The following is a 20,764-nucleotide window of genomic DNA, read 5'->3' on the forward strand; positions in this document are numbered from 1 at the left end:
GGGGAAATTTGTTTGGCTGATGAGTTTATTCTCGAAACCCATGGTTTGACCAAGGAATTCGCGGGTTTCTTCGCCGTTCGCGATGTCGCCCTCAAAGTGCGTCGCGGCAGTATTCATGCGCTGATCGGGCCTAACGGCGCCGGCAAGACGACGTGCTTCAACCTGCTCACCAAGTTTCTAAGGCCCTCGGCGGGTCAGATTCTGTACAAGGGGCAGGACATCACCGCGATGGCGCCGGCCGATGTGGCCCGTCTCGGGCTGGTGCGCTCGTTCCAGATTTCGGCGGTGTTTCCGCACCTGACCGCACTGGAGAACGTGCGCGTCGCGCTCCAGCGTCAGCATGGCTCCTCGTTCGATTTCTGGCGCTCCAAGAGCGTGCTGGACCGCTTCAACGGCCGCGCGCTAGAGCTATTGAATGACGTCGGCTTGAGCGAATTCGCCAATACGCCGGCGGTCGAGATGCCCTATGGACGCAAGCGCGCGCTGGAGATCGCCACCACGCTGGCGCTCGACCCCGAAATGATGCTGCTCGACGAGCCGATGGCCGGCATGGGCCACGAGGACATCGACAAGATCCAGGCGCTGATCAAGCGCATCTCGGCCAGGCACACCATCCTGATGGTCGAACACAATCTCTCCGTCGTGGCCAACCTGTCCGACATCATCACCGTGCTGACGCGCGGGCAGGTGCTGGCGCAAGGCAACTACGCCGAACTCTCAAAGGACGAACGGGTCAAGGAAGCCTATCTGGGAGCCGGTCATGCCTGATCTGAAAATGGCCGAAGCCGCCGCCAAATCGGCGGGCGCGGAAGTGCTTTCCGTCTCCGACCTGCAGGCCTGGTACGGCGAATCCCACATCCTCCACGGCATCAACTTCAATGTGAAAGCCGGCGAGGTGGTCACGCTGCTCGGTCGCAACGGCGCCGGCAAGACCACGACGCTGAAGTCGGTGATGGGCATCATCGGCAAGCGCTCGGGCACGATCCGCTTCAACAATCAGGACATCATCCGCGCCTCGTCCGACCGCATCGCGCGGATGGGCATCGCATTCTGTCCGGAGGAACGGGGCATTTTCGCAAGCCTGGACGTGCGCGAAAACCTGTTGCTGCCGCCGGTCGTGCGCAGCGGCGGGCTGTCGCTCGATCAGATCTTCGAACTGTTTCCGAACCTGAAGGAGCGGCTCGGCAGCCAGGGCACCAAGCTTTCGGGCGGCGAGCAGCAGATGCTGGCGATTGCCAGAATCCTGCGCACCGGCGCGCGTTTCCTGATGCTGGACGAGCCGACCGAGGGGTTGGCGCCCGTCATCATCCAGCAGATCGGCCACACCATCGCGCGACTGAAGTCGGAAGGCTTCACGATCCTGCTGGTCGAACAGAATTTCCGCTTCGCCTCCACGGTGGCAGATCGCTACTACATCGTCGAGCACGGCAAGGTCATCGATGGATTTGCGAATTCGGAGCTGTCGTCGAACATGGACAAGCTCCATACCTATCTCGGTGTCTAATTGGTACTGCCGCACTCTGGATTCATGGAGATACTATGAAACATCGGATTTCAGCTTTCTTCCTCGGCACAGCGCTGGCGCTTGCTGCAGCTAGCGGCGCGATGGCGCAGGACAAAACCATCAAGATCGGTGTGCTTACCGATAATTCCGGACTTTATTCGGATCTCGGCGGCGTCGGCTCCACGCTCGCCGCCCAGATGGCGATCGAGGATTCAGGGCTCGCCGCAAAGGGCTGGAAGGTCGACCTCATCTCCGCCGATCACCAGAACAAGCCGGACATCGCCACCACCATCGCGCGTCAGTGGATCGACGTGGAGAAGGTCGATATCCTCATGGACGTGCTGAACTCGGGCGTCGCGCTCGCGGTCAACAACGTGGTGAAGGAAAAGAACTCCATCATGATCAATACCGGCGCGGCGACGTCGGATCTCACCAATGCGCAGTGTTCGCCCAATACCGTCCATTGGGTTTACGACACCTACATGCTCGCGAACTCGACCGGGCAGGCGCTGGTGAAGGCCGGCGGCGACACCTGGTACTTCCTGACTGCAGATTATGCATTCGGCCACGCGCTGGAGCGGGACACCACGGCCGTTGTCGTCAAGTCGGGCGGCAAGGTGATCGGCAGCGTCAAACATCCGCTGAACTCGTCGGACTTCTCTTCCTTCCTGCTGCAGGCACAGGCATCCAAGGCCAAGATCGTCGGCATGGCCAATGCGGGCGGGGACACCACGAACACGATCAAGCAGGCGGCGGAATTCGGCATCGTCGCCGGTGGCCAGAAGCTCGCCGGCCTCCTGCTGTTCATCACCGATGTGCATTCGCTCGGCCTCAAGGTGGCGCAGGGCCTGAACTTCACGGAGACCTTCTACTGGGATATGAACGACGGCACCCGCGCGTTTTCGAAGCGCTTCTCCGAGCGCATGAAGACCAAGGCGATGCCCTCGATGGTGCAGGCAGGCGTCTATTCGGGCCTGATCCACTATTTCAAGACGCTCGAAGCGATGGGCGGCAATCCGCATGACGGCGCCAAGGTTGTTGCGAAGATGAAGGAACTGCCGACGGACGACGCGCTGTTCGGCAAGGGATCGATCCGCGCCGATGGCCGCAAGATTCACCCGGCCTACCTGTTCGAGGTCAAGAAGCCCGCTGATTCCAAGGGCCCGTGGGACTATTACAAGCTGATCGGCACCACCCCGGCTGACCAGGCGTTCCGGCCGCTTTCGGAAAGCGCCTGCCCGCTGGTAAAGAAATGACAGTAACGGCCCGCCGGCGCCGTGCCGGCGGGGCTCCTTTCGCGTCCCGACGCGATTCCGCTTCTTAAACGAGATCGAGTGCGAAACCGATGCAAGCCCTTTACGCCCAGCTCCTGGTGGGACTGATCAACGGATCGTTCTATGCGCTGCTCAGCCTCGGGCTCGCCGTGATCTTCGGCATGCTCAACATCATCAATTTCGCCCATGGTGCGCTCTACATGATGGGCGCGTTCTGCGCATATTTCCTGCTGCAGGTTACCGGCATCGGTTACTGGTGGGCGCTGATCATCGCGCCGATCGCGGTCGGCATATTCGGCATGATCCTGGAACGGACCATGCTGCAATGGCTGACAGGTCTCGACCATCTTTATGGTCTGCTGCTGACCTTCGGCATCGCGCTGATCGTGCAGGGCGTATTCCAGAACTATTTCGGTTCGTCCGGTCTGCCCTATGCGATCCCGGATTACCCGCAGATCGGCGACTGGCGCGGCCTGCAGGGCGGCATGAATCTCGGCTTCATGTTCCTGCCGGTCTATCGCGGCTGGGTGGTGATCTTCTCGCTCTTCGTCTGCATTGCGACCTGGTACCTGATCGAGAAGACGCGGCTTGGCGCTTACCTGCGCGCTGCGACCGAGAACCCGACGCTGGTGCGGGCCTTCGGTATCAACGTGCCGAGGATGATCACGCTGACCTACGGGCTCGGCGTCGGCCTTGCGGCGCTCGCCGGCGTGCTGTCGGCGCCGATCAACCAGGTGCGCCCGCTGATGGGCGCCGATCTCATCATCGTCGTGTTCGCGGTGGTGGTGATCGGCGGCATGGGTTCTATCATGGGCTCCATCATCACCGGCTTCGCGCTGGGGGTGATCGAGGGCCTGACGAAATACTTCTACCCCGAGGCCTCCAACACCGTGGTGTTCGTGCTGATGGTGCTGGTGCTGCTGATCAAGCCAACGGGATTGACTGGACGGGCGGCCTGACATGAGCGCATTGACTGACGACACACTTCCCGCAACGCCGCGCGCGATGCGCGACGAGATGATCGTGTTCGCCGCGATGGCGGTGCTGCTCGGCCTGGTGCCGATGTCGGGCATCTATCCGTTCTTCGTGATGCAGGCGCTGTGCTTCGCGCTGCTCGCCTGCGCCTTCAACCTGCTGATCGGCTATGGCGGGCTGCTGTCGTTCGGCCACGCCATGTTCCTGGGAACGGCGGGCTACTGCTCGGCGCACGCCTTGAAGGTGTGGGGGCTGTCGCCGGAACTCGGAATTGTGGTCGGCGTCGCGGCCGCGGCCGCGCTCTCGGTGGTGACCGGCTTCATCTCGATCCGAAGGCAGGGCATCTACTTCGCGATGATCACGCTGGCGCTGTCGCAGCTCCTCTATTTCGTCTATCTGCAGACGCCATTCACCCACGGCGAAGACGGCATCCAGGGCATTCCCCAGGGTTATCTGTTCGGAATCTTCAACCTCGCCAAGCCGACGGTGTTGTATTACGTCGTGCTGGCCGGTTTCCTCGGCGGCTTCCTGTTGATCTATCGCACCATCAACTCGCCGTTCGGCGAGGTCCTGAAGTCGATCCGCGAGAACGAGCAGCGGGCGATTTCGCTGGGCTACAAGACCGACCAGTACAAGCTCCTCGCCTTCATCCTGTCCGGGACGCTTGCGGGCCTTGCCGGGTCGCTGAAAGTGTTCGTGGCGCAGAACGCCTCGCTTACCGACGTGCACTGGACGATGTCGGGCGAGATCGTGCTGATGACGCTGGTCGGCGGCCTCGGGACCATCTTCGGCCCGGTCGTTGGCGCCTTCATCATCATTGCCATGCAGCAATATCTGGCCGGTTTCGGCCAGTGGGTGACGGTGATCCAGGGCGTCATCTTCGTGACCTGCGTGCTGACCTTCCGGCGTGGCGTCATCGGCGAAATCGCGCATTTTTTCCGCCGATCCCTCTGAAACGGCCATTTTTGGCGCGATTTTCGACGTCACAAAGCGGTGGATGACCCGGTTCCCGGGTCACCCTGTCGAGCGTTTTTCCGGCGGATCGTCTATGACAGTTTTGTGACAGGTCGCTCCCCGCGGCCGTTTATGAACGACGGAAAACACCATGCTGCGCTGGTTTCGTGCCTTTTTGCCCAAGGAGGAGCGGTTCTTTGACCTGTTTGCCCGCCATGCCGAGACGGTCGTGCAGGGCGCGCTGGCGTTGCAGGACATGCTGCGGGGTGGCGACGAGACGCCGGTATTCTGCCAGCGCGTCAATCAGTTCGAAAACGACGCCGACGGCATCACGCGCGAGGTACTGACTGCGGTTAGGCGTACCTTCATCACCCCGTTCGACCGCGGCGACATCAAGAACCTGATCACCGCGATGGACGACGCTATCGACCAGATGCAGCAGACCGCAAAGGCGGTGGTGCTGTTCGAGGTCCGCAGCTTCGAGCCGCCGATGCGCGAGATGGGCACGCTGCTGGTCGAGTGCGCCAATCTTGTCAGCCGCGCGATCCCCCTGATGCAATCGATCGGCAGCAACGTCGCGATGCTGACCGCCATCACCGAGGAAATCGGCAAGCTGGAGGGCCGCATCGACGACCTCCACGACATCGGGTTGAAGGAGCTGTTCCTCAAGCACCGCAACGGCAACTCGATGGACTTCGTCGTCGGCGCCGAGATCTACAAGCACCTCGAAAAAGTCTCCGACCGCTTCGATGACGTCGCCAACGAGATCAACTCGATCGTGATCGAACAGGTATGAGCATGATCCGGAAAAGTGGATACCGGTTTTCCGATGAGATCATGCTCAACCAAGTGATATAGGGCAGGGCCGATCCAGTGGACGCCACGCTTGGCCTTCCCATCCTGATCTTCCTGATCGCGGTTGCGCTGCTGTTCGACTTCCTCAACGGATTGCACGACGCCGCCAATTCGATCGCCACGATCGTATCGACCCGCGTGTTGCGCCCGCAATATGCGGTGCTGTGGGCCGCTTTCTTCAATTTCATCGCCTTCCTGGTGTTCGGACTGCACGTCGCCAATACCATCGGCACCGGGATCATCGACGCCAGCGTCATCGATGCCACCGTGATCTTCGCGGCGCTGGTCGGCGCCATCGTCTGGAACCTGATCACCTGGGCGCTCGGTATTCCGTCGTCGAGTTCGCACGCGCTGATCGGCGGACTGGTCGGCGCTGGCGTGGCCAAGGCCGGCATATCGGCGGCGGTCTGGAGCGGCCTCACCAAGGCGCTGCTCGCGATCGTGCTTTCGCCGCTGGTCGGATTCCTGCTGGCATTGGTGCTGGTGGCGATCGTGTCCTGGCTATCGGTGCGCTCGACGCCGTTTGCGGTCGACCGCGCCTTTCGCATCCTGCAATTCGTCTCGGCATCGCTCTATTCGCTCGGCCATGGCGGCAACGACGCGCAGAAGACCATGGGTATCATCGCGGTGCTGCTGTATTCGCAGGGGCACCTCGGGGCGGAATTCTCCGTCCCGTTCTGGGTCGTGATTTCCTGCCAGGCGGCCATGGGCCTCGGCACGCTGATGGGCGGCTGGCGGATCGTGCGCACCATGGGGCTGCGGATCACGAAGCTGACGCCCATGCAGGGCTTTTGCGCTGAAACCGGCGGAGCGGTGACGTTGTTCCTGGCGACCTTTCTCGGGGTCCCCGTCTCGACCACCCACACCATTACCGGCGCCATTGTCGGCGTCGGCGCGGCGCGGCGCGCATCGGCGGTACGCTGGAACGTGGCGAGTTCGATTGTCTACGCGTGGGTAATCACCATTCCAGCGTCCGCTATCGTAGCCGCGGCGACTTACTGGGCGGCGGTGGCGCTACGCTAGCTCGGTGACGAGCTTGAGCCCGATGATGCCTGCCACGATCAGGCCGATGCAGGCGAGGCGGGCGGCGGTCGCCGGCTCGCCGAACAGGGCGATGCCGAGGATCGCCGTCCCGACCGCGCCGATGCCGGTCCATATCGCATAGGCGGTCCCGATCGGAAGTGTTTTCAAGGCAAGACCGAGCAGGAGGATGCTGGCTGCCATGCAGGTCAGCGTCAGGACCGATGGAACGAGGCGAGTGAAACCCTCGGTATATTTGAGGCCGATCGCCCAGCCGATTTCCAGGAGGCCAGCGATGAACAGTACGATCCAGGCCATGACGACCCTCCGAAAAAAGGCAGGGTCGTCCCCGCGGGAATGAGCTGGAATGGAAGGTCGTCCTTCCGCATCCGATATGGGGCTGGTGAGAGGCCTCCGCAACCACCAAATGAGGCTTGATCAGCCCGGTTTTCCCTGCCAAACGCACGAGCCTCATGTCCGACATTGCCGCATCAGCCGAATCGCCGTCCCGCTCGCCGCTGTCAGATGAAGTGGCGCGCCGCCGCACGTTTGCGATCATCTCCCACCCGGACGCCGGCAAGACCACACTGACCGAAAAGCTGCTGCTGTTCGGTGGCGCCATCAATCTGGCGGGGCAGGTCAAGGCCAAGGGCGAGCGGCGCAACACCCGCTCCGACTGGATGAAGATCGAGCGCGAGCGCGGCATCTCGGTCGTGACCTCGGTGATGACGTTCGAGTTCAACGATCTCGTCTTCAACCTGCTGGATACTCCGGGCCACGAGGACTTCTCCGAGGACACCTACCGCACGCTCACCGCGGTCGATTCCGCCGTCATGGTGATCGACGCCGCCAAGGGCATCGAGGCGCGGACGCGAAAGCTGTTCGAGGTGTGCCGGCTGCGCGACATTCCGATCATCACCTTCATCAACAAGATGGACCGCGAGAGCCGCGATACGTTCGAACTGCTGGACGAGATCGAAAAGACGCTGGCGCTTGATACCACGCCGATGACCTGGCCGGTCGGCCGGGGCCGCGACTTCCTCGGCACCTACGATGTCGTCAACGGCGGCGTGCGCCTGCTGGAAGGCGGCGGCGCCAAGACCGGCGCGACCGAGCAGATCGATATCGCCGACCTCGGCAGGCGCAACGCCAGCCTGGATGTCGGCCAGGTCAAGGAAGAGCTGGAACTGGCCTCCGAGGCCTGCAAGCCGTTTGAACTGGGAGCGTTTCGCGAGGGTCATCTGACGCCGGTCTATTTCGGCAGCGCGCTGCGCAATTTCGGCGTCGGCGACCTGCTCGAGGGCCTCGGCAAGTTCGCGCCGGCGCCGCGCGCGCAGGACTCGAACATTCGCAAGGTGGAGGCCGCGGAGCCGCGCATGAGCGCCTTCGTGTTCAAGATCCAGGCCAACATGGACCCGAACCATCGCGACCGCATCGCGTTTGCGCGCCTCTGCTCCGGCAAGCTCAGCCGCGGCATGAAGGCGAAGCTGGTGCGGACCGGCAAGAACATGTCGCTGTCGTCGCCGCAGTTCTTCTTCGCGCAGGACCGTTCGGTGGCGGACGAAGCCTTTGCCGGCGACGTCGTCGGCATTCCGAACCACGGCACGCTGCGGATCGGCGATACCCTGACCGAAGGCGAGGACATCACCTTCGTCGGCGTGCCGAGCTTCGCCCCGGAAATCATCCGCCGCGTGCGCCTGACGGATGCGATGAAGGCGAAGAAGCTGAAGGAAGCGCTGCAGCAGATGTCGGAAGAGGGCGTTGTGCAGGTGTTCCGGCCGCGCGACGGCGCGCCGGCGCTGGTCGGCGTCGTCGGCCCGCTGCAGCTCGATGTGCTCAAGGCGCGGCTCGATGCCGAATATTCGCTGCCGGTGGAATTCGAGGTCTCGGAATTTCAGCTCGCGCGCTGGATCTCCTCCGACGACCGCAAGAAGCTCGACGCCTTCGTCGCCGCCAACAATTCCGGCATCGCCGACGATGTCGACGGCGACCCCGTGTTCATGGCCAGGAACGAGTTCTATCTCGGCTATACCCGCGAGCGCGCCGAAGGGATCAACTTCTCCAACGTCAAGGACGTGAAGAAGAAGGCGTGAGCCTCCACTGTCGTCCTCCGCGAAAGCGGGGGACCCAGTACGCCGCGACTTATCCGTAAACCACTGACGTCTCTCGACCAGCCCAGCGCGACGGCCCTGATTGCGGAATTGTCCGCGATGAACGCGGGGATGTGAACGCGGACCGCCTTGATAGTGGCCCAAGCGCACGTCACCTTGGTTGGGTCGCCCGAGGACCCCGCTCATGCCTAGGTTCGCCATCCTCTGCCTGATCGGCCTGTCCCTCGGGATCGGTGCTGCCGATGCGCAGCACCGCCGCCAGATCGACGCCACGCCGTTTTCGCATGCGCCCTGCAGCGTGCTCGACGGCCAGCCGTGCACGCCGTCGTTCTGCAGCGTGTTCAACGATGGCCCGTGCATTCCCGAGATCGACTACCCCTACGGCCAGAATCTGCAGCTCACCATCGAGAGCGTGCCGGAGCAGGATCAGGTCGCGAAATACAAGAAGCCCGACCACGATCTCGATACGATCGGCGACCTGTTCGCGGCGCTGCGCTCCTGCTGGACGCCGCCGCCGGCCGAGGTCGCGCGCGAGGGCATGCAGATGTCGGTTCGTTTCAGCTTCAGGCGCTCGGGCGGGATCATCGCGACACCACGCGTGACCTATGCCACGGCAGGCATCCCCGCCGACACCCGCGCGACCTATCTGAAAGCCATCAACGCCTCGCTGACCGCCTGCCTGCCACTCAAATTCACCGCCGGCCTCGGCGGCGCGCTCGCCGGGCGGCCGATCGCGATCCGCTATGTCGATAACCGCGATCTCGGAAAGCAGGCCGGGAAGCCGTGATGGCGGCGGCGTGGCGCATTGCTTTCCGAGCCCCTAAAATGATACTCGGATATCCGAGAAGACCAGCCGCGTGACGGGAGAACATCATGGGACTGCTGGTGATGATCCTGGGGCTGATCGTGTTTTTCGGCGTCCATACGCTCACCATCCAGCGCAAGCTGCGCGCGCAGGTGATCGCCGCGACCGGCGAGGGTGGCTACAAGATCGGCTATTCGCTAGCCTCGTTCGCAGGGCTTGCGCTGATCATCTGGGGCTTTGCCAAATATCGCGCGACGGGCTGGATCGACGTCTGGAACCCGCCAGTGGTGTTCAAGCACATCGCGGTGGCGCTGATGCTGCCCGCGGTCATCCTGGTGGTCGCCTCCTATATCCGCGGCCGGATCTACACGACGCTGAAGCATCCGATGCTGACGGGCATCAAGCTGTGGGCCGCCGCGCATCTGCTCGCCAACGGCGATCTCGGCTCGATCATCCTGTTCGGCTCGTTCCTCGCCTGGGCGGTCTATGATCGCATTTCGCTCAAATCTCGCACCGATGCCGGCGGGCCGCCGATACCCGTCGGCGGTCCCGGCAACGACCTGATCGCGATTGCGGTCGGTCTCGTCGTCTATCTCGCGCTGGCATTCGCGTTCCATCCGGTCGTGATCGGCGTGCCCGTGGTTGGAGCCTAGCAATGTCTGTTCAGTCTGCCGTCAGGCGCAAGACCGCGCCCGATATTCGAGCGCGCAAGAAGGGCGAGCCGATCGTGATGCTGACGTCCTATCACGCGCACACCGCCGCGCTGGTCGACCGCCATTGCGACGTCATCCTGGTCGGCGATTCCCTCGGCAACGTCATGCACGGCTTCGAGACCACCGTGCCGGTGACGCTCGACATGATGATCCTGCAGGGAAGCGCGGTGATGCGCGGCTCGAAGCAGGCGCTGGTCGTGGTCGATATGCCGTTTGGCTCGTATGAAGCGTCCAAGGAGCAGGCGTTTCATTCCGCGGTGCGGATATTGAAGGAGACGCAGTGCGGCGCGGTGAAGCTCGAAGGCGGCGAACGGTTGACGGAAACCGTCGCTTTCCTGTCCCAGCGCGGCGTGCCGGTCATGGGCCATATCGGGCTGACGCCGCAATCGATCAACACGCTCGGCTCGTTTCGCGCCCAGGGCCGCGACGAGGGCAGTTGGGAGCCGATCCTCAGGGATGCCCAGGCGGTCTCGGATGCGGGGGCCTTCTCGGTCGTGATCGAGGCGGTCGCCGAGCCGCTGGCGCGAAAGATCACTGAAACCATCGCCATTCCGACCATCGGCATCGGCGCCAGCGCGGCCTGCGACGGGCAGGTTCTGGTGCTTGAGGACATGCTCGGCCTGTCGCCGCGGACGCCGAGATTCGTGCGCCGCTACGGCGATCTCGGCCCCGCGATCGAAACGGCGATCAAGGGCTATGCCGATGACGTCCGCTCGCGGGCGTTTCCCGGAGCGGAACATGTCTACGAGATGAAAAAGAGCTGACGGGGGCGCAATGGACTGGTCGCGGCACTCCATTCCGGCGATGCGGCTGGAACCGCGCTTCGGCGATCGGATCGTTCCGGTCTTCTGCGAGCGGCCGAAGAGCATTTCGGTCATGGTGGCCGATGCCGTGGCGCGAAACGGCGACGGCGAAGCATTGGTCTGCGGCAACACGCGCATGACCTGGCGCGAAGTCGCGCGGCAATCGGCGAAGATCGCGGCAGGATTTCAGAAGCTCGGCCTGCGGCGTGGCGACCGCGTCGCGATATTGCTCGGCAACCGGATCGAGTTCGTGCTGACGATGCTCGGCGCCGCCCATGCCGGGCTGGTAACCGTGCTGCTGTCGACCCGCCAGCAAAAGCCCGAGATTGCCTATGTGCTGACCGATTGCGGCGCAAAGCTCCTGATCCACGAGGCGGCGCTGGCCGGCCGCGTGCCCGATTCACCCGACATTCCGGAAGTCGCGCATCGCATTGCCGTCGACGACGATCCGCACGTCTCGCGCTTTTCGGAGCTTGCGGAAAACCCGCCGCTGGCCGCGCCGGTCGAGGTCGGCGAAGAAGACACTGCCATGATCCTCTACACCTCGGGCACGACGGGTAAGCCGAAGGGCGCCATGCTCGCCCATTGCACCATCATTCATTCGTCGATGGTGTTCGTGTCGTGCCTGGCGCTCACCGAGGCGGACCGCTCGATCGCCGCCGTGCCGCTCGGTCATGTCACCGGCGTCGTCGCCAACGTCATGACCATGGTGTGCGCCGCCGGCGCGCTGATCATCATGCCGGAGTTCAAGGCAACGGAATATCTGAAGCTGGCGGCGCGCGAGCGCGTCACCTACACGGTGATGGTGCCGGCGATGTATAATCTCTGCCTGCTGCAGCCGGACTTCGACAGCTACGATCTTTCGAGCTGGCGGATCGGCGGCTTCGGCGGCGCGCCGATGCCGATCGCCACCATCGAACGGCTCGACGCCAAGATTCCCGGCCTCAAGCTGGCGAACTGCTATGGCGCGACCGAGACGACATCGCCGTCGACCATGATGCCGGGCGAATTGACCGCCAGCCATATCGACAGTGTCGGCTTACCCTGTCCAGGCGCGCAGATCGTCGTGATGGACGCCGAAGGCCGCGAACTGCCGCGCGGCGAAATCGGCGAAATCTGGATTCACGGCGGCTCCGTCATCAAGGGCTACTGGAACAACCCGAAGGCGACCGCGGAGAGCTTTACCGCCGGCTTCTGGCATTCCGGCGATCTCGGCTCGATCGATCATGAGAATTTCGTCCGCGTGTTCGACCGCCAGAAGGACATGATCAACCGCGGCGGGCTGAAGATCTATTCGGCGGAAGTCGAGTCGGTATTGGCGGGGCACCCGGAGGTGGTCGAAAGCGCGATCATCGCCAGGCCGTGCCCGGTGCTGGGCGAGCGCGTGCACGCTGTCGTCGTGACGCGGAATGCCGTCGGCGCGGAGGCGCTGCGCGCCTGGTGCGCCGAACGGCTGTCGGACTACAAGGTGCCGGAAACCATGGATGTGCGGACCGACCCGTTGCCGCGCAACGCCAATGGCAAGGTGATGAAGCGGCAGCTCCGCGAGACTCTTACGGCTTGAAGGGCCGTTAGAGTTTCGGCGTGCTGCCTGTCGGCATCTGGCCGTCGCCTTGTCCTGCAGCGGCGCGGTCGATGGCGGCCGCGCTGATGAGCTGTTTGACATCGAGCAAAGTGAATTGCGCGATGCCGACGCGATCAGCCTGCGTGCCCGGCACGAGCTGCACGCTCAGCACCCCGTCACAGTTCGCGCCCTTGGCCTCAATGAGCATGGCGCCGGGATCCCTGACCTTGGCCTGCGCCCGCTTGATGACGGCCACGCAACTGCCGCGCACGGTGTCGCCGTTGAGCTTGACGGCGGCGCGCGGATCGAGCGGCTTGTCGATCGCTTCGAGCGCGGTCGCTTCCTTGTATTTGCCGCCGACCGACATGATCGAGCCCTTGCGGTAGATGTAGTACAGATGCTGGTCGCCAACGATGGTGGGCACGCCGTATTTGCCCATCACGTCCTTGATCATGTCAGCCTTCGACGGCTGCTGGTCCTGCGCGAAGGTCAGGTTGCGGGCGACGAAATAGGCGCGATTGGTGCTGGCCGGCGCGGAGAAGCAGGTCGACAGCATCTCGCCATTTTGTTTGGGCCCGGCGGGGAGGGTGAAATTCAGCGCCGCGACGTAGCTGGTGCCGTGGCCGGATTTCTGCTGCTGGATGTCGGTCTGGGTGTCGGTGCGCCCCCTGAACAGCGTATCGAAGATGGCGCGCGAGGATTCGGCGGTCGATTCGGTCGAGATTCCCAGAATGTCGGGGCGCAACTTGCCCGAGAATGCGGTTTCCGGGGCCTTTGCCCTGAGGTCGTCGGCAAACAGGGCAGCGGGCAGGGATATCAGGCCCATGGCGAGGATCAAAACCAGCGCAGGGCGGGGCATGAAACACCTGAAAAACGGGGGACGAGTCGATAGATTGACGCGGGCGGATTACGCCAAACTTTGAACTGCGATGTCAACAATCTCTGCCGGATTCTCGGTCCGTTCGGCAGGGCTGTTAACGCTTTGATCCGCCACGCTTTGCCTTGCCACCGCCATACCGATAGGCTACGCCCCGGCCATGCGGGGATCGGCTGCGCGATACTGCCGGCATAGTCGCGGTTCCTCCGGGATGGGATTTCATTAAGTGTCTGAATTATTTGATGAAGTAGACGAAGAAGTACGTCGCGAACAGCTCAAGAAGCTGTGGGACAAGTATTCGCTCTACATCATTGCCGGCATGATTTTGATCGTTGCCGCGGTGGGCGGCTGGCGCGGTTATGAGTACCTGGAGGCCAAGAAGGCGGCCGAGGCGGGCGCTGCCTTCGACAAGGCTGTGGAGCTTTCGGACGCCAACAAGCATGCCGAGGCCGAAGCGGCTTTTGCCGATCTCGTGGCGAAAGCCCCGTCCGGATATCGCGTGCTGTCGCGGCTGCGTCTGGCAGCGGAGATCGCCAACCGCGACGCGCCGGCGGCGGCAAAGATGTACGACGAGATCGCGGCTGATCGCAGCGTCGGCGCCGCCGATCAGGAGCTGGCGCGGGTCCGCGCCGCCCAATTGCTGCTGGAAACCGCTGGCTATCCGAACATGAAAGAGCGCCTCGAGGCGGCGGCTGCGCCGGGCGCGACCTTCCGCCATACTGCGCGCGAATTGCTGGCGCTGTCGGCCTGGCGCGCCAACGATGCCGCCGCGGCGAGGCAGTGGCTCGACATGATTGCCGATGACGGCGAAACGCCGCCGAGCCTGCGCTCGCGTGCCGAGGCGCTGCAGGCCCTGCTGCCGCCGGTCGCCAAGAGCTAGAGATAAACCGGCAAAAGAACGAGTTGGAAAAAAGCTTATGCGCCGCCCGCAACGTTTGATCGCAGCCACCGTCCTCGTCGCGCTATCCAGCGCGCTTGCCGGCTGTGGCAGCATGGGCAATTTCGATCCGTCCGATCTGCTTGATTTCCTCGATACCAAGAAGAAGCTGCCGGGCGAGCGCAAGGCGGTGTTTCCCGAAGGCGTGCCCGGGCTCGAGCAGGGCGTACCGAAGGATCTCTACAAGGGCTCGCGTGTCGAGGACCCGAACGCGCAGGCCGCTGCCGTTGCTCCGCCGCCGGAGGAGCCGAAATCCAAGCGCGGCGCGAAATCCAAGGGCAAGCAGGCTGCTGCACCCGCCGCGCCTGCGGAGCAGGATGCCGCTCCCGAGGAAGAGGGCAGCACCGGTGCGGCGCCGCCGGCTCCCAAGCCGGCCAAGATCACGCGCAAGCGCACCACCGCGCCGCCGCCCGATCAGTCGGCAGCATCGACGCAATCTTCGCAGCAATCGGCTTTCCCGGCCCCGATGCCGAGCGGCAGTTTCCAGCGCTGATTTCTGATATTCGTTCGATTGACACGCCCTTCGAAAAAGGGCGTTTGGGTCATTTATGTCCTTTACGATTGCCATTATCGGCCGGCCGAATGTCGGCAAGTCGACGCTGTTCAACCGCCTGGTTGGGCAGAAGCTCGCGCTGGTGGATGACGAGCCCGGCGTGACCCGCGACCGTCGCGAGGGCCAGGCGCGTCTTGGCGATCTCGAATTCACCGTGATCGATACCGCGGGTCTCGACGAGGGCGCCAGGGGCTCGCTGATCGCGCGGATGCAGGAGCAGACCGAAACCGCGATCGACCTCGCCGACGCGCTGATGTTCGTGATCGACGCCCGCGCCGGGCTGACGCCGAACGATCGCGCCTTTGCCGATTTCGCCCGCCGCGCCAACAAGCCGGTGGTATTGCTCGCCAACAAGAGCGAGGGCAAGCACGGCGAAATCGGCGCGATGGAATCCTATGCGCTGGGGCTCGGCGATCCCGTGCAGATTTCGGCCGAGCATGGCGAGGGCATGGGCGAACTCTACGACGCGCTGGCCGCGCTGATGCCGGAGCCTCAGGAAGAAACGGAAGAGCCCGACGACGAGGAGATGTCGGAGGAGTATCTCGCACAGCGCCCGATCCGCGTCGCTGTCGTCGGCCGTCCCAATGCGGGGAAATCCACGCTGATCAATCACCTGCTTGGCGAGGAGCGGCTGTTGACCAGCGCCGAGGCCGGCACCACGCGCGATTCCATCGCGGTCGAGATCAACTGGCAGGGCCGCGATTTCCGCGTGTTCGATACCGCGGGCCTGCGGCGCCGCTCGCGGATCGAGGAGAAGCTGGAGAAACTGTCCGTGGCGGACGCGCTGCGCGCGGTGCGCTTTGCCGAAGTCGTCGTCATGATGATGGACGCGCAGCACCGCTTCGAGGAACAGGACCTGCGCATCGCCGACCTGATCGAGCGCGAGGGCCGCGCCATCGTGTTCGCAGTCAACAAATGGGATCTGATGGAGCGCAAGCCGCATCTGATTTCGGCGCTGCGCAGCGATGCCGATCACTGGCTGCCGCAGGTCAAGGGCGCGCCGATCGTCGCCGTGTCGGGCCTGATGGGCGAGGGCATCGATCGCCTGATGAAGGCGATCGAGGATGCCTACGCGGTCTGGAACAAGCGGGTGTCGACGGCCGCGCTCAATCGCTGGTTCGAGCAGGCAATCCAGGCCAATCCGCCGCCGGCGGTGTCGGGCCGTCGCCTGAAGCTGAATTACATCACCCAGACCAAGGCGCGTCCGCCGAGCTTCGTGCTGTTCTGCTCGCGCGCCGACGCGGTGCCGCAGTCCTATTTGCGCTATCTCACCAACAGCCTGCGCGAGGCGTTTGAACTGCCGGGGACGCCGATCCGGATCACGCTGCGCGAAAAGGCCAACCCATTCGCCCACAAGCGCAAGCGGCCGTCATGAGCGAGCAGGCGTCCGCTGCCGTCGCCGACGACAGGCCGCCGGTGCGCAGCGGCGCGGCGGCCTTCATCTTCGTCACCATCCTGCTCGACATGCTCGCGCTCGGCCTGATCCTGCCGATCCTGCCCAAGCTCGTGGAGAGTTTTGTCGACAACGACACCGCCACCGCGGCGCGGATCTTCGGCCTGTTCGGCACCGCCTGGGCGCTGATGCAGTTCCTGTTCTCGCCGATCCTCGGCGCGCTTTCGGATCGCTTCGGCCGGCGGCCGGTGGTGCTGTTGTCGAATTTCGGGCTGGCGCTGGACTATGTGCTGATGGCGCTCGCGCCGTCACTGATCTGGCTGTTCATCGGCCGGGTGATATCAGGGATTACGTCAGCGAGCATCTCGACGGCGTTTGCCTATATCGCCGACGTGACGCCGCCGGAACGGCGTGCCGCGGTGTTCGGCAAGATCGGCGCGGCGTTCGGCGCCGGCTTCATTCTTGGCCCCGCGGTCGGCGGCCTGCTCGGCGGCATGGATCCGCGCCTGCCATTCTGGATCGCGGCCGGCTTGAGCTTCGCCAATACGCTCTATGGCTGGCTGATCCTGCCGGAGTCGCTGCCGGTGGAGCGTCGCGCGCCGTTTCGCTGGAAGAGCGCCAGTCCGCTCGGCGCGCTGCATCTGCTCCGCTCCAACCGCATCCTCGCCGGTCTGTCGCTGGCGAATTTCTTCGGTCAGGTCGCGCATGTGGTGCTGCCGTCCACCTTCGTGCTCTATGCGACCTACCGTTACGGCTGGGACACCAGGACGGTCGGCCTCACGCTGGCGCTGGTCGGCGTCTGCGCGATGGTGGTGCAGGGCGCGGGCGTCGGGCCGATCGTCAAGCGGCTCGGTGAGCGACGGGCGCTGCTGCTCGGGCTCGCGAGCGGCGGATTGGGATTCTTCATCTATGGCGCAGCGCCGACCGGGCCGCTGTTCTGGGTCGGCATTCCCGTGATGGCGCTGTGGGGCGTGGCGGGCGCCGCAGTGCAGGCGCTGACGACCCAACTCGTGGCGCCGGACCAGCAGGGGCAGTTGCAGGGCGCGACCAACAGCGTCAACAGCATCGCGCAGATGCTGGGGCCGTTTCTGTTTACGCTGACCTTTGCCTATTTCATCAGCGATCAGGCGCCGTTCAAAATGCCGGGTGCGCCGTTTTTGCTGGCCGCGGCATTGCTCGGGCTCGCGCTCCTGATCGCGTGGCGGACGTTGAAAAAGTAAGGGTGGGTTAGCCGTAGGCGTAACCCACCCTTCGTCTGCATTGGATAAGGCGGGTTACGCAGCGCTACTAACCCACACTACAACTCTTACTTCTTCACCAGCGGACACTCGCTGGCTTCGAGCGGCTTGGCGGCGTCTTCCGCGGAGATCGTGGCGATCTGCTTGTAGTAATCCCACGGTCCCTTCGACTCTTCCGGCTTCTTCACCTCGAACAGATAGGCCGGAATCATGCGGCGGCCATCCGCGCGCAGCGGGCCCTTGCCGAACAGGGGATCGTCGGTCGGCAATTCCTTCATCTTGGCGACGACCTTGGCGCCGTCATGCGGATTGCCGCCGAGCGCTTCCATCGCCTTGAGATAATGCAGCACCATGGCGTAGTTGCCGGCCTGCGTCATCGAGGGCATCGCGTTCTTGCTGGCGAGCGCAGCGAATCGCTTCGACCAGGCGCGGGTCTGGTCGTTCATGTCCCAGTAGAACGATTCCGTGAACGTCAGGCCTTGCGCCGTCTTCAGTCCCAGCGAATGCACGTCGGTGACAAACATCAGCAACGGAGCGAGCTTTTGGCCGCCCTGGATGATGCCGAATTCGGCGGCCTGCTTGATCGAATTGGTGGTGTCGCCGCCGGCGTTGGCGAGGCCGATGATCTTGGCCTTCGAAGACTGCGCCTGCAGCAGGAAGGAGGAGAAGTCAGACGTATTGAGCGGATGCTTGACGCCGCCAACCACCTTGCCGCCGTTAGCGGTTATAGCCGAGGTGGTGTCGCGCTCCAGGGCATGACCGAAGGCATAATCGACAGTCAGGAAGAACCAGGTGTCGCCGCCGGCCTTGGTCAGCGCCTTGCCGGTGCCGTTGGCGAGCATGTAGGTGTCGTAAGTGAACGAAACGGTGTTCGGCGTGCAGGCCTTACCGGTGAGATCGGCAGTCGCGGCGCCGGAATTGAGCAGCACCGCGTTCTTTTCCTTCACCAGATTGCTGACCGCGAGTGCGACACTGGAAGTTGGCGTGTCGGCGATGGCGTCGACTTTCTCGTTATCAATCCACTGCCGCGCGAGGTTGACGCCGACGTCAGGCTTGTTCTGGTGGTCGCCGCTGATGACGTCGATCTTCCAGCCCTTCTTGGTGAGGCCGGAGTCTTCGACCGCCATCTTGACCGCGACAACGGAATTGGGGCCGCCAATGTCGGCGTAAAGGCCAGCCATGTCGTTCAATACGCCGATCTTGACGGTCTTGTCCTGGGCCAGCGCCGGCGTCGCGAGGCAAAGTGCGGTAAGCGCCACCGAGGCGGCAAAGTGCCGCGCAATTCTGGTCGTCATGGTATTCCCTCCTGAATGGTTGTTCGCCGGCTCTCTTTTCGGAACCTGCCAGCTAGCCCTGCGATAGACTTTCCGGAAAGCGGGTGCAATGCACCTATCGTAGCGCGTCGGAGGTCAGCCTGAACTTCTGGATCCGCTTTCCGGTGTCGACCTCGGCGGTATAGACGTTGCCCCTGGCGTCCACCGCCATGGCGTGAATCCAGTGGAACTGGCCGGCCTGGCGCCCGCTGCGGCCAAAGCTGCCCACTACGGTACCATCATCCCGTTTCAGTACCCGGATTTCGTTATTTTCGCCGTCGGCGCTCAGGAGATAGGTCTGCTTCGGGTCGGGCCAGATCGCGATATCCCATATCGCGCCGTTGCCGCGCGTGTTCTTTTCGTAGAACCATTCCTTAACGAAGGTTCCATCTTTCCTGAACACCTGAATGCGGTTGTTCATGCGATCGCAGACGTAAAGCAACCCGTCGTTGGCGAGCTTCACGCAATGCACGGGGTTGGCGAATTGCTGCGGGGCCGGCCCGTTGGGATCGTAAGGCGCCTGCTTGCCGTCATCGGGCGGTTTGCCGTAGGCGCCCCAGTGCCGCTTGTAGGCGCCCGTGGTGGCATCGAAGACGATGACGCGGCGATTGCCGTAGCCGTCGGCGACGTAGATTTCGTTGGCGTCCTTGTCGATCGCGGTCTCGGCCGGTTTGCCGAGCTGTGTGGTGTCGCCAGAACCCTTGCTCGGCGCGATCTTGCCGATCTGCATCACGAACCTGCCGTCGAGCGTGAATTTCAGGATTGCGTTGTCGTTGTCGGCATTGCCGCCGATCCACACGAAGCCCTTGTCGTCCACCTCGATGCCGTGCTCGCGGCCGACCCATTCATAGCCTTCGCCGGCGCCACCCCAGGAACGCAGCAGATTGCCATCGGCATCGAACTCGAGCACGGGCGGCGCCGACACGCAGCATTTGGAGCGCGGCGGCGTCAGCGCCGCGCCCTTCTCGTCATCGGTAAGCGAGCGCGGACGATGGATCACCCAGATGTGGCCCTGCGCATCGACGGTGATGCCGCCGACCTGGCCGAGGATCCAGTTGTTCGGCAGCGGCTTCGGCCAGGCGGCGTCGACGGCGAAGGTTGGAATGTCGCCGGCCTGCGAGGACGCGGGCGCTGCCATCAGCATGGCTGCGGTGAAGCAAGCGGAAATGGTTCTGGAAAGATATTGGCGGGCGCGAGGACGCGTCGGCGTCATGAATGCCTCCCGATGTTTTTTTCTTGGCGGGTTGTTCCCGCTGGGGAGGCAGTCAATCGCGGCGACGTCGGGGAGTCAATGACGTGGACGCTTACTCCGGCGCGCGGAAGCTCAACAGCTTGCGCATCTTGTAGTCATAGAGCTTGCCGGTCTCGGTCCACTCTGGCGCGCACATCGGCACGATGAACTCGGCCGCCTGCTCAGGCGTATCCAGCGTCATCGGGTCCTCGCCGGGAAATACGCTGGCGCGCATGCGGGTGCGGATCGGTCCGGGGCTGAACAGGTTGACGCGCAGCTTCGTGCTCACGGTCTCGTTGGCCCAGGAACGCACCAGCGTATCCAGCGCGGCCTTCGAGGCGGCATACGGCCCCTGATAGGCATTCGCCTTGCTGGCGGCCCCCGAGGTCACGAACACGGCGCGGCCGGCGTCGGAAACCCTGAGCAGCGGGTCCATGCAGCGGATCAGCTGGAAGTTCGCGGTGACGTTTACCGCGATGACGTCGTTCCACGGCTTCAGCTCGATATGGCCGAGCGGCGAGGAGGGACCGGCGACGCCGGCATTGCCGACGAGAATGTCGAGCTTGCCGTGGCGCTCGTGCAGCGCCGCGCCCAGCCGCGCGATGCCGTCGAAATCGGTGAGGTTGAGCGGCACCAGCGTGGCG

Annotated in this window: 21 protein-coding genes; 16 read left to right on the forward strand and 5 right to left on the reverse strand. The window is 63.7% G+C overall.

Annotated elements, in window-relative coordinates:
- Positions 1–12 precede the first annotated feature (12 nt).
- The 7 genes from V7E26_RS12935 (at position 13) to V7E26_RS12965 (ending at position 6,585) form a co-directional block, all read left to right on the forward strand.
- The gene (locus V7E26_RS12935) at positions 13–768 is read left to right on the forward strand and encodes an ABC transporter ATP-binding protein (RefSeq protein WP_324416417.1); all 756 of its coding nucleotides are present in this window, start codon (positions 13–15) and stop codon (positions 766–768) included.
- 7 nt (positions 769–775) lie between these two features.
- Positions 776–1,504, forward strand: coding sequence for an ABC transporter ATP-binding protein (locus V7E26_RS12940; RefSeq protein ID WP_442893397.1), 729 nt, complete (start codon positions 776–778; stop codon positions 1,502–1,504).
- 35 nt (positions 1,505–1,539) lie between these two features.
- Positions 1,540–2,760, forward strand: coding sequence for an ABC transporter substrate-binding protein (locus tag V7E26_RS12945; RefSeq protein ID WP_324416421.1), 1,221 nt, complete (start codon positions 1,540–1,542; stop codon positions 2,758–2,760).
- A gap of 89 nt (positions 2,761–2,849) precedes the next feature.
- Positions 2,850–3,737 carry a branched-chain amino acid ABC transporter permease gene (locus tag V7E26_RS12950; RefSeq protein ID WP_324416423.1) on the forward strand — a complete coding sequence of 296 codons (888 nt, stop codon included), beginning with the start codon at positions 2,850–2,852 and terminating at the stop codon, positions 3,735–3,737.
- 1 nt (position 3,738) lies between these two features.
- Complete coding sequence (locus V7E26_RS12955) at positions 3,739–4,707, forward strand: branched-chain amino acid ABC transporter permease (RefSeq protein ID WP_324416425.1); 969 nt, start codon at positions 3,739–3,741, stop codon at positions 4,705–4,707.
- A 151-nt stretch (positions 4,708–4,858) separates the two neighbouring features.
- On the forward strand, positions 4,859–5,503 hold the full coding sequence (locus V7E26_RS12960; RefSeq protein WP_324416427.1) for a DUF47 domain-containing protein: 645 nt from the start codon (positions 4,859–4,861) through the stop codon (positions 5,501–5,503).
- A 77-nt stretch (positions 5,504–5,580) separates the two neighbouring features.
- The gene (locus tag V7E26_RS12965) at positions 5,581–6,585 is read left to right on the forward strand and encodes an inorganic phosphate transporter (protein WP_324416429.1); all 1,005 of its coding nucleotides are present in this window, start codon (positions 5,581–5,583) and stop codon (positions 6,583–6,585) included.
- Here V7E26_RS12965 and sugE read toward each other — a convergent pair.
- Positions 6,577–6,900, reverse strand: coding sequence for a quaternary ammonium compound efflux SMR transporter SugE (gene sugE / locus V7E26_RS12970; protein ID WP_324416431.1), 324 nt, complete (start codon positions 6,898–6,900; stop codon positions 6,577–6,579). The genes V7E26_RS12965 and sugE overlap by 9 nt on opposite strands.
- A gap of 155 nt (positions 6,901–7,055) precedes the next feature.
- Between sugE and V7E26_RS12975 the strand changes: the two genes are divergently transcribed.
- From V7E26_RS12975 to V7E26_RS12995, 5 genes are all read left to right on the forward strand, one after another.
- The gene (locus tag V7E26_RS12975; RefSeq protein ID WP_324416433.1) at positions 7,056–8,675 is read left to right on the forward strand and encodes a peptide chain release factor 3; all 1,620 of its coding nucleotides are present in this window, start codon (positions 7,056–7,058) and stop codon (positions 8,673–8,675) included.
- A gap of 202 nt (positions 8,676–8,877) precedes the next feature.
- Positions 8,878–9,480, forward strand: coding sequence for a hypothetical protein (locus V7E26_RS12980; protein ID WP_324416435.1), 603 nt, complete (start codon positions 8,878–8,880; stop codon positions 9,478–9,480).
- Positions 9,481–9,566: 86 nt separating this feature from the next.
- On the forward strand, positions 9,567–10,151 hold the full coding sequence (locus V7E26_RS12985) for an NnrU family protein (RefSeq protein WP_324416437.1): 585 nt from the start codon (positions 9,567–9,569) through the stop codon (positions 10,149–10,151).
- Between the two features lie 2 nt (positions 10,152–10,153).
- Positions 10,154–10,975, forward strand: coding sequence for a 3-methyl-2-oxobutanoate hydroxymethyltransferase (gene panB / locus V7E26_RS12990; protein WP_324416439.1), 822 nt, complete (start codon positions 10,154–10,156; stop codon positions 10,973–10,975).
- 10 nt (positions 10,976–10,985) lie between these two features.
- Complete coding sequence (locus tag V7E26_RS12995) at positions 10,986–12,578, forward strand: class I adenylate-forming enzyme family protein (protein ID WP_324416441.1); 1,593 nt, start codon at positions 10,986–10,988, stop codon at positions 12,576–12,578.
- Between the two features lie 7 nt (positions 12,579–12,585).
- Here the strand turns inward: V7E26_RS12995 and V7E26_RS13000 are convergent, their stop codons facing one another.
- Entirely contained in the window at positions 12,586–13,437 is an 852-nt protein-coding gene (locus tag V7E26_RS13000; protein ID WP_324416443.1) for a hypothetical protein, read from the reverse strand.
- Between the two features lie 244 nt (positions 13,438–13,681).
- On the opposite strand from V7E26_RS13000, the gene V7E26_RS13005 reads away from it, so the two are divergent.
- The 4 genes from V7E26_RS13005 to V7E26_RS13020 are packed head-to-tail and all read left to right on the forward strand — an operon-like array spanning position 13,682 to position 17,558.
- Positions 13,682–14,335 carry a tetratricopeptide repeat protein gene (locus V7E26_RS13005; protein WP_324416444.1) on the forward strand — a complete coding sequence of 218 codons (654 nt, stop codon included), beginning with the start codon at positions 13,682–13,684 and terminating at the stop codon, positions 14,333–14,335.
- Between the two features lie 37 nt (positions 14,336–14,372).
- On the forward strand, positions 14,373–14,885 hold the full coding sequence (locus V7E26_RS13010; protein ID WP_324416446.1) for a hypothetical protein: 513 nt from the start codon (positions 14,373–14,375) through the stop codon (positions 14,883–14,885).
- 55 nt (positions 14,886–14,940) lie between these two features.
- Positions 14,941–16,320 (forward strand): ribosome biogenesis GTPase Der, encoded by a 1,380-nt coding sequence (der, locus tag V7E26_RS13015; protein ID WP_324416448.1) that lies wholly within the window; start codon positions 14,941–14,943, stop codon positions 16,318–16,320.
- Positions 16,317–17,558, forward strand: coding sequence for a TCR/Tet family MFS transporter (locus V7E26_RS13020; RefSeq protein WP_324416450.1), 1,242 nt, complete (start codon positions 16,317–16,319; stop codon positions 17,556–17,558). Before der ends, V7E26_RS13020 begins: the two co-directional genes overlap by 4 nt.
- Positions 17,559–17,644: 86 nt before the next feature.
- Here V7E26_RS13020 and V7E26_RS13025 read toward each other — a convergent pair whose 3' ends face one another.
- The 3 genes from V7E26_RS13025 to V7E26_RS13035 form a co-directional block, all read right to left on the reverse strand.
- Entirely contained in the window at positions 17,645–18,871 is a 1,227-nt protein-coding gene (locus V7E26_RS13025; protein ID WP_324416452.1) for an ABC transporter substrate-binding protein, read from the reverse strand.
- A 94-nt stretch (positions 18,872–18,965) separates the two neighbouring features.
- Positions 18,966–20,102, reverse strand: coding sequence for a hypothetical protein (locus V7E26_RS13030; protein WP_442893396.1), 1,137 nt, complete (start codon positions 20,100–20,102; stop codon positions 18,966–18,968).
- Positions 20,103–20,193: 91 nt separating this feature from the next.
- Positions 20,194–20,764 (reverse strand): SDR family NAD(P)-dependent oxidoreductase (locus V7E26_RS13035; protein ID WP_324416454.1); only part of this gene is annotated, 571 nt, incomplete at its 5' end.

This window comes from Bradyrhizobium sp. (assembly GCF_036735945.1).
Classification (GTDB): domain Bacteria; phylum Pseudomonadota; class Alphaproteobacteria; order Rhizobiales; family Xanthobacteraceae; genus Bradyrhizobium.

Bases quoted from the DNA above. Each gene is read 5' to 3' on its own strand.
- V7E26_RS12960 (WP_324416427.1), top strand. From the start codon at position 4,859: ATGCTGCGCTGGTTTCGTGCCTTTTTGCCCAAGGAGGAGCGGTTCTTT.
- V7E26_RS12995 (WP_324416441.1), top strand. From the start codon at position 10,986: ATGGACTGGTCGCGGCACTCCATTCCGGCGATGCGGCTGGAACCGCGC.
- der (WP_324416448.1), top strand. From the start codon at position 14,941: ATGTCCTTTACGATTGCCATTATCGGCCGGCCGAATGTCGGCAAGTCG.
- V7E26_RS12975 (WP_324416433.1), top strand. From the start codon at position 7,056: ATGTCCGACATTGCCGCATCAGCCGAATCGCCGTCCCGCTCGCCGCTG.
- V7E26_RS13010 (WP_324416446.1), top strand. From the start codon at position 14,373: ATGCGCCGCCCGCAACGTTTGATCGCAGCCACCGTCCTCGTCGCGCTA.
- V7E26_RS12985 (WP_324416437.1), top strand. From the start codon at position 9,567: ATGGGACTGCTGGTGATGATCCTGGGGCTGATCGTGTTTTTCGGCGTC.
- V7E26_RS12940 (WP_442893397.1), top strand. From the start codon at position 776: ATGGCCGAAGCCGCCGCCAAATCGGCGGGCGCGGAAGTGCTTTCCGTC.
- V7E26_RS13020 (WP_324416450.1), top strand. From the start codon at position 16,317: ATGAGCGAGCAGGCGTCCGCTGCCGTCGCCGACGACAGGCCGCCGGTG.
- sugE (WP_324416431.1), bottom strand. From the start codon at position 6,900: ATGGCCTGGATCGTACTGTTCATCGCTGGCCTCCTGGAAATCGGCTGG.
- V7E26_RS13000 (WP_324416443.1), bottom strand. From the start codon at position 13,437: ATGCCCCGCCCTGCGCTGGTTTTGATCCTCGCCATGGGCCTGATATCC.
- V7E26_RS13025 (WP_324416452.1), bottom strand. From the start codon at position 18,871: ATGACGACCAGAATTGCGCGGCACTTTGCCGCCTCGGTGGCGCTTACC.
- V7E26_RS12980 (WP_324416435.1), top strand. From the start codon at position 8,878: ATGCCTAGGTTCGCCATCCTCTGCCTGATCGGCCTGTCCCTCGGGATC.
- V7E26_RS12950 (WP_324416423.1), top strand. From the start codon at position 2,850: ATGCAAGCCCTTTACGCCCAGCTCCTGGTGGGACTGATCAACGGATCG.
- V7E26_RS12945 (WP_324416421.1), top strand. From the start codon at position 1,540: ATGAAACATCGGATTTCAGCTTTCTTCCTCGGCACAGCGCTGGCGCTT.
- panB (WP_324416439.1), top strand. From the start codon at position 10,154: ATGTCTGTTCAGTCTGCCGTCAGGCGCAAGACCGCGCCCGATATTCGA.
- V7E26_RS13030 (WP_442893396.1), bottom strand. From the start codon at position 20,102: ATGACGCCGACGCGTCCTCGCGCCCGCCAATATCTTTCCAGAACCATT.
- V7E26_RS12955 (WP_324416425.1), top strand. From the start codon at position 3,739: ATGAGCGCATTGACTGACGACACACTTCCCGCAACGCCGCGCGCGATG.